The sequence below is a fragment of the Microbacterium sp. zg.Y909 genome, from assembly GCF_024626565.1.
Genome location: NZ_JANJFJ010000344.1, coordinates 1 through 4,755, shown reverse-complemented (window position 1 = coordinate 4,755; position 4,755 = coordinate 1). Strand labels below are relative to the sequence as shown.

Here is a 4,755-nt window from a genome sequence, read left to right as displayed (position 1 = left end):
GCTGGGCGGCGAGGGTCTTGTTGTGGGCGAGCACGAGCGTCGGCCGCTGCACCTGCTCGATGAGCCACGCGGTCGTCGCCGACTTGCCGGTGCCCGTGGCGCCGAGCAGCACGACGTCGGTCTCGCCGGCATTGATACGGGCGGCGAGCTGCTCGATGGCCTGGGGCTGGTCGCCGCTGGGCGTGTATTCGCTGACGACCTCGAAGGGCCGGACGGCACGGGTGGTCTGCATCCTTCCAGCGTAGGCCGCCCTCCCGACAACGGGCCGGGCGTTCGCCGCCGGCAGAGCGGGCAGGCCGGCGGCGCGGGCCCCGACTGCGGGCGTCAGCGGCGCACCGGTCCGTTCGCGTACTATGGCGGCGAGAGCGAGGCGACACAGTGCAGCGAACGGCCGTGGTCCTGGAGGACGAAGAGGACATCCGCGCGCTCATCACCACGGTGCTCACCGGTGCCGGCTACGAGGTGTTCGAGACCGCGAACGGTCTGGACGCCGTGGAACTGGTCGCCCGCCACAATCCGATGCTGACGACGCTTGATGCGAACGTCCCGGGCATCGACGGCTTCGAGGCGGCCCGTCGCATCCGCGAAGTCAGCAACACATACGTGATCATGATCTCGGCGTTCGTCGAGGACGCCGACGCCGAGCGCGGCCGGCTGGCCGGCGCCGACGAGTACCTCGGCAAGCCCTTCCGTCCGCGCGAGCTGCGCGCGCGGCTGGAGATGGTGCCCGACCGGCGTCGGGACCACGGGCAGAGCTAAGCGCTCGGCTCGGCGACGAGCACGGCGGATGCCACACTCGAGGCCGCCCGCTCCGCCGCCGCACGTGCGTCGGCGAGGAGCGTGGGGGCATCCTGCCCCCGAGCCGACCCCACGGCGATGCCGACACCCAGCGACGGCAGCACTCCCCCGCTTGCGGCGTTGAAGGCGTCGAACAGCTCGCGGTACATCGCCATGCCCAGCCGCCGCGCTTCTGCCGACGAGCGCACCGTGGTCATGATCGCGAGCAGGTCGTCATCCTGCTCGCCGACCACGGCGAGGGCCGGCGTGCTGCGCAGCACCGCCGCCCGCCCCTCGGCGATCAGCTCATCGGCCAGTTCGATGCCGAATGCGGTGGCGATGTAGTCCAACTCCTCCAGCCGCACCACGAAGACGGCGATCTGCTCGCCGTGACGCCGCGCGTCCTGCACCGCCTGCGCGAGGTCGGCGTCGAACTCTCTGCGGGAGCGGATGCCGGACGTGGCGCGCGCGCCCTCACGCGTGGCCTGGCCGCGCAAGCCGGTGCGTGCGGCGCGCAGCACCGATGTCCCGACGACCGTGGTGATGGTGAGGACGACGGTGAGGACCGATGCCGCCTCCGTTCCGAACCATGTCCGGAACAGCTCGCTCTCCGGGCCCGCTGTCACGAACGCTGCCGTGCGACCCGCGTAGAACGCCGCCTCCCCCGCGAACGCGCAGGTCAGCGCCGCGGCGGTGGGGGCGTGCCGGAGCGCGCCTTGACGGGTCGCGAGGGCTGCGAGGGCGGCGAACACGCAGAGCGGCACGAACATCCACAGCGCCCCGGCCCAGTCACCCCCGTCGGGGCCTTCGAGCAGCGCGGCTGCGGCCGCGGCGACGGCAGCCGCCACGACGACGACCGCCGGTACCGTCATCGATTTCTCGTTGTAACGGCGGCATCCCAGCCACAGCAATCCGGTCGACGCGACGAACATGGCGTTGCCGCCGGCGACCGCCCACCAGGATTCGGGCTCTGTCGCCCAGACCAGGTAGAACAGCGTCGTGACCAAGCCGCTGAGAAAGCCCAGTGCCCAGACCCGGCCCGCCGGGTCGTCGCGACGGAGAAAGGTCTCGACGATGTACAGCACGGCGCTGACCACGACGACGAGCGCGGTGACGGTGGCGAGGGAGTCCTGCTCCATCACTTGACTCCTGCTTCCTGGGCATTCGAGCGGTTGACGGATGGCTCGACATCCGCCCCGGGCCGCACGGACGGAACCGAGACGGTGAAGGTCGACCCGACGCCGAGCGTGCTGTTGACGTAGATGTCACCGCCCAGACGACGGACGATGTCGCGGCTGATCGAGAGACCCAATCCGCTTCCTTCCACATCCGTGCGACGCACGGCCGCCCCGCGGTAATACCTCTGGAAGATGTTCGCCAGATCGTCCTCATCGAGTCCCACCCCGGTGTCCTCGACGAGGATCAGCGTCTTGCGTCCGCGGGTGGCGGTCACCACCGACACCCGGCCACCCTCGCGGTTGTACTTGATCGCGTTGGACACCAGGTTGTCGACGACCTGGCGCAGCCGCAGCGGATCCACGAAGCCGCGCGCCGGCAGCGCACGAGACAGGTCGATCGTGACGTTGCGGCTGCTCTCGCCTGTGACGAAGGACTGAGCCGAGGCCTTCACGATCTCGAGCACGTCGACGTCGCGCGGGTGCATCGGAAGCGCCGCGCCATCCGAGGTGCTGGAGGCCTTCAGCACGTCTCCGACCAGTGTCAGCAGCCGGTCGGCGTTGCGGTCGGCGATCTCCAGACTCGATGCCGCGGCCGCCGGAAGGCCGGGTTCGTCCATGGCGAGCTCGATGTGGCCGATGATCGAGGTGAGCGGAGTGCGCAGCTCGTGCGAGACCGACGACACGAGCATGTCGCGGGCCTGCAACGCCCGCATCTCGGCGGTGACGTCGCGGGAGACCATGACCGCCCCGGCATCGTCGTTGCCCGCCGCGCCAGGCAGTCGGCGCACGGTGATGCTCAGGGCACGCCTCTCGCCGGGCACCGGCTCGAACCACACCCGCAGATCGGAGAACTCCTCGCCCCGCAGCGCGCGCGCCAGGGGCTGCTCCTCCGGCGGCAGGGGCGTGGTGCCGTCGGCCTGGTAGACGACGGGCCCGACACCGTCGCGATCGGGCATGAGCTGGTTCAGGTGCGCATGTGCGTCGCTGGTGACCGTCGTGAGCACGCCACGCTCGATGCGGACCACCTCGAAATCGACCGTGTCGAACACCTCGGACAGCATCTGCTCCTGGTGCCGCGAGCGTTCGAGGGCCTGCGCGAGGATCTCCGCCTGCCGACGCAGCAGCCGTCGCTGGGCGGCAGCCCGACGTGCGCTGCTGTAGGACGTCGCGCCGATCGCGGTGAGGACGACCGGCAGCAGCAGCGTCCCGAAACTGAGCGACTCGTGCGGTACCAGCGTCAGCGTGACCGCGTACAGCACGACGCTGAGGCCCACGCCGCCGACGAACCCGGCCAGGGCGAACGACGATGCCAGCCAGAGCACTGGAAAGGTCCAGAGCAGGGCCGTACCCGCGGTGGCATCCGCCAGGCGCATCAATCCGATCCCGATGATGTCACCCAGCGGGATGAGTGCCGTCCACCAGAGCGGCACGCGCGCCCACGGCACCACGATGGCCACGGCGGTGAGCGCGACCACCAGCAGCACTCCCGAGAAGAACAGCGCCGCGTCGCCGGTGAAGCCGGTGCCGAACTTGAGGAAAGCGAGCACCGAGACCACCGCGGCCAGGAGCAGCTGGTTCAGGGCGGCCGTGCGAGCGAGGGTGTGGTCGGCCGCACGCGGCCAACCCCTTGCACCCCGGCTGGACGCCTCGGGCTGCTCTCTCTGGCGGTCGGAGGCGAGAGAGGGCATATGACGACGTTATCGCGAGTGAGCGCCAGTGCCGGAACAGCCGTCGGCGCCGTCACCCTCGGCGCGCCCCACCCGCGCCCACAGGTCGTCAGCCTGCGCCAGCGTTTCGGCGAGGGTGCCCGTGGTATCGATGACCACATCCGCGATCGCCAGGCGGCGGTCGTCGTCCACCTGTGAGGCGATCCGCGCGCGTGCATCCGCCTCGGACATGCCCCGCAGCTCCACGAGACGTCGAGCGCGCATCTCAGCCGGAGCGTGCGCGACGACGATCAGGTCCCACGGGTCGTCGACACGCGCCTCGACCAGCAGGGGGACGTCGTAGACCACGACCGCGCCGGGGTCCGCCGCGGCCGCCTCGCCGAATCGGCGGACGGACTCCGCCCGCACGGCGGGGTGCACGATGGCATTCAGCCGCGAAACCGCATCGTCGTCTCCGAAGACACGCGATGCCAGTCGCGCACGGTTGAGCGAGCCGTCGGCTGCCAGCACGTCGGAGCCGAACGCCTCGGCGATGGCCTCGAGCACCGGCGAGCCGGGCGCCTGGACGTCGCGGACGATGCGATCGGCATCCACCACGATCGCTCCATGGTCGGCCAGGCGTCGGGCGATCGTTGACTTGCCCGAGGCGATTCCCCCGGTGAGTGCGATGAGCGGCATGTCACGAGCATGCCAGACACCGACCTGGCGGCGCCGTGGAACGACGAAGGGCCGCCACTGAGAACAGTGACGGCCCTTCGTGATGGATCAACGACCCGAGAGCTTCTCCCGCAGGGCGGCGAGAGCCTCGTCGTCGGCCAGCGTGCCGGCAGAACCGCTGTCGGACGAGTACGTTCCCGCACCCGCGTCGACACCGGCGGCGGCCTCGGCCTCGAGGGCCTTGGCGACGGCGGCCTTGTGAGCCTCCCAGCGACCCTGAGCGGCGGCGTACTCGGCCTCCCAGGCCAGACGCTGCTCGTCGAAGCCTTCCTTCCACTGGTTGGTCTCAGCGTCGAAGCCCTCGGGGTACTTGTACTCCCCGTTCTCGTCGTACTCCGTGACCATGCCGTAGAGGGCGGGGTCGAACTCGGTGCCGTTGGGGTCGACCGACTCGTTGGCCTGCTTGAGCGACAGCG

5 protein-coding genes and 1 pseudogene are annotated in these 4,755 nt (G+C 70.4%); 1 reads left to right on the top strand and 5 read right to left on the bottom strand.

Annotated elements, in window-relative coordinates:
* On the bottom strand, positions 1 to 232 hold a 232-nt coding region (locus NQ160_RS18800; RefSeq protein ID WP_257516639.1), incomplete at its 3' end, for a DEAD/DEAH box helicase family protein.
* Positions 233 to 378: 146 nt separating this feature from the next.
* On the opposite strand from NQ160_RS18800, the gene NQ160_RS18795 reads away from it, so the two are divergent.
* The gene (locus NQ160_RS18795) at positions 379 to 759 is read left to right on the top strand and encodes a response regulator transcription factor (RefSeq protein ID WP_257516638.1); all 381 of its coding nucleotides are present in this window, start codon (positions 379 to 381) and stop codon (positions 757 to 759) included.
* Here NQ160_RS18795 and NQ160_RS18790 read toward each other — a convergent pair.
* The 4 genes and pseudogenes from NQ160_RS18790 to rpsA all read right to left on the bottom strand — a co-directional run.
* Positions 756 to 1,916, bottom strand: a complete 1,161-nt coding sequence (locus NQ160_RS18790) for a diguanylate cyclase domain-containing protein (protein WP_257516637.1) — start codon at positions 1,914 to 1,916, stop codon at positions 756 to 758. The two genes, NQ160_RS18795 and NQ160_RS18790, sit on opposite strands and share 4 nt — an antisense overlap.
* Complete coding sequence (locus NQ160_RS18785) at positions 1,916 to 3,643, bottom strand: sensor histidine kinase (RefSeq protein ID WP_257516636.1); 1,728 nt, start codon at positions 3,641 to 3,643, stop codon at positions 1,916 to 1,918. The genes NQ160_RS18790 and NQ160_RS18785 overlap by 1 nt, the downstream gene beginning before the upstream one ends.
* A 9-nt stretch (positions 3,644 to 3,652) precedes the next feature.
* Positions 3,653 to 4,300 carry a dephospho-CoA kinase gene (gene coaE / locus NQ160_RS18780; protein ID WP_257516635.1) on the bottom strand — a complete coding sequence of 216 codons (648 nt, stop codon included), beginning with the start codon at positions 4,298 to 4,300 and terminating at the stop codon, positions 3,653 to 3,655.
* A gap of 87 nt (positions 4,301 to 4,387) precedes the next feature.
* A pseudogene (rpsA, locus tag NQ160_RS18775) lies at positions 4,388 to 4,755 on the bottom strand (30S ribosomal protein S1); the annotation flags it as partial.

What these genes read in the sequence shown, in the direction of transcription:
- NQ160_RS18790 (WP_257516637.1), bottom strand. Translation starts at nt 1,916, where the DNA reads ATGGAGCAGGACTCCCTCGCCACCGTCACCGCGCTCGTCGTCGTGGTC.
- NQ160_RS18785 (WP_257516636.1), bottom strand. Translation starts at nt 3,643, where the DNA reads ATGCCCTCTCTCGCCTCCGACCGCCAGAGAGAGCAGCCCGAGGCGTCC.
- coaE (WP_257516635.1), bottom strand. Translation starts at nt 4,300, where the DNA reads ATGCCGCTCATCGCACTCACCGGGGGAATCGCCTCGGGCAAGTCAACG.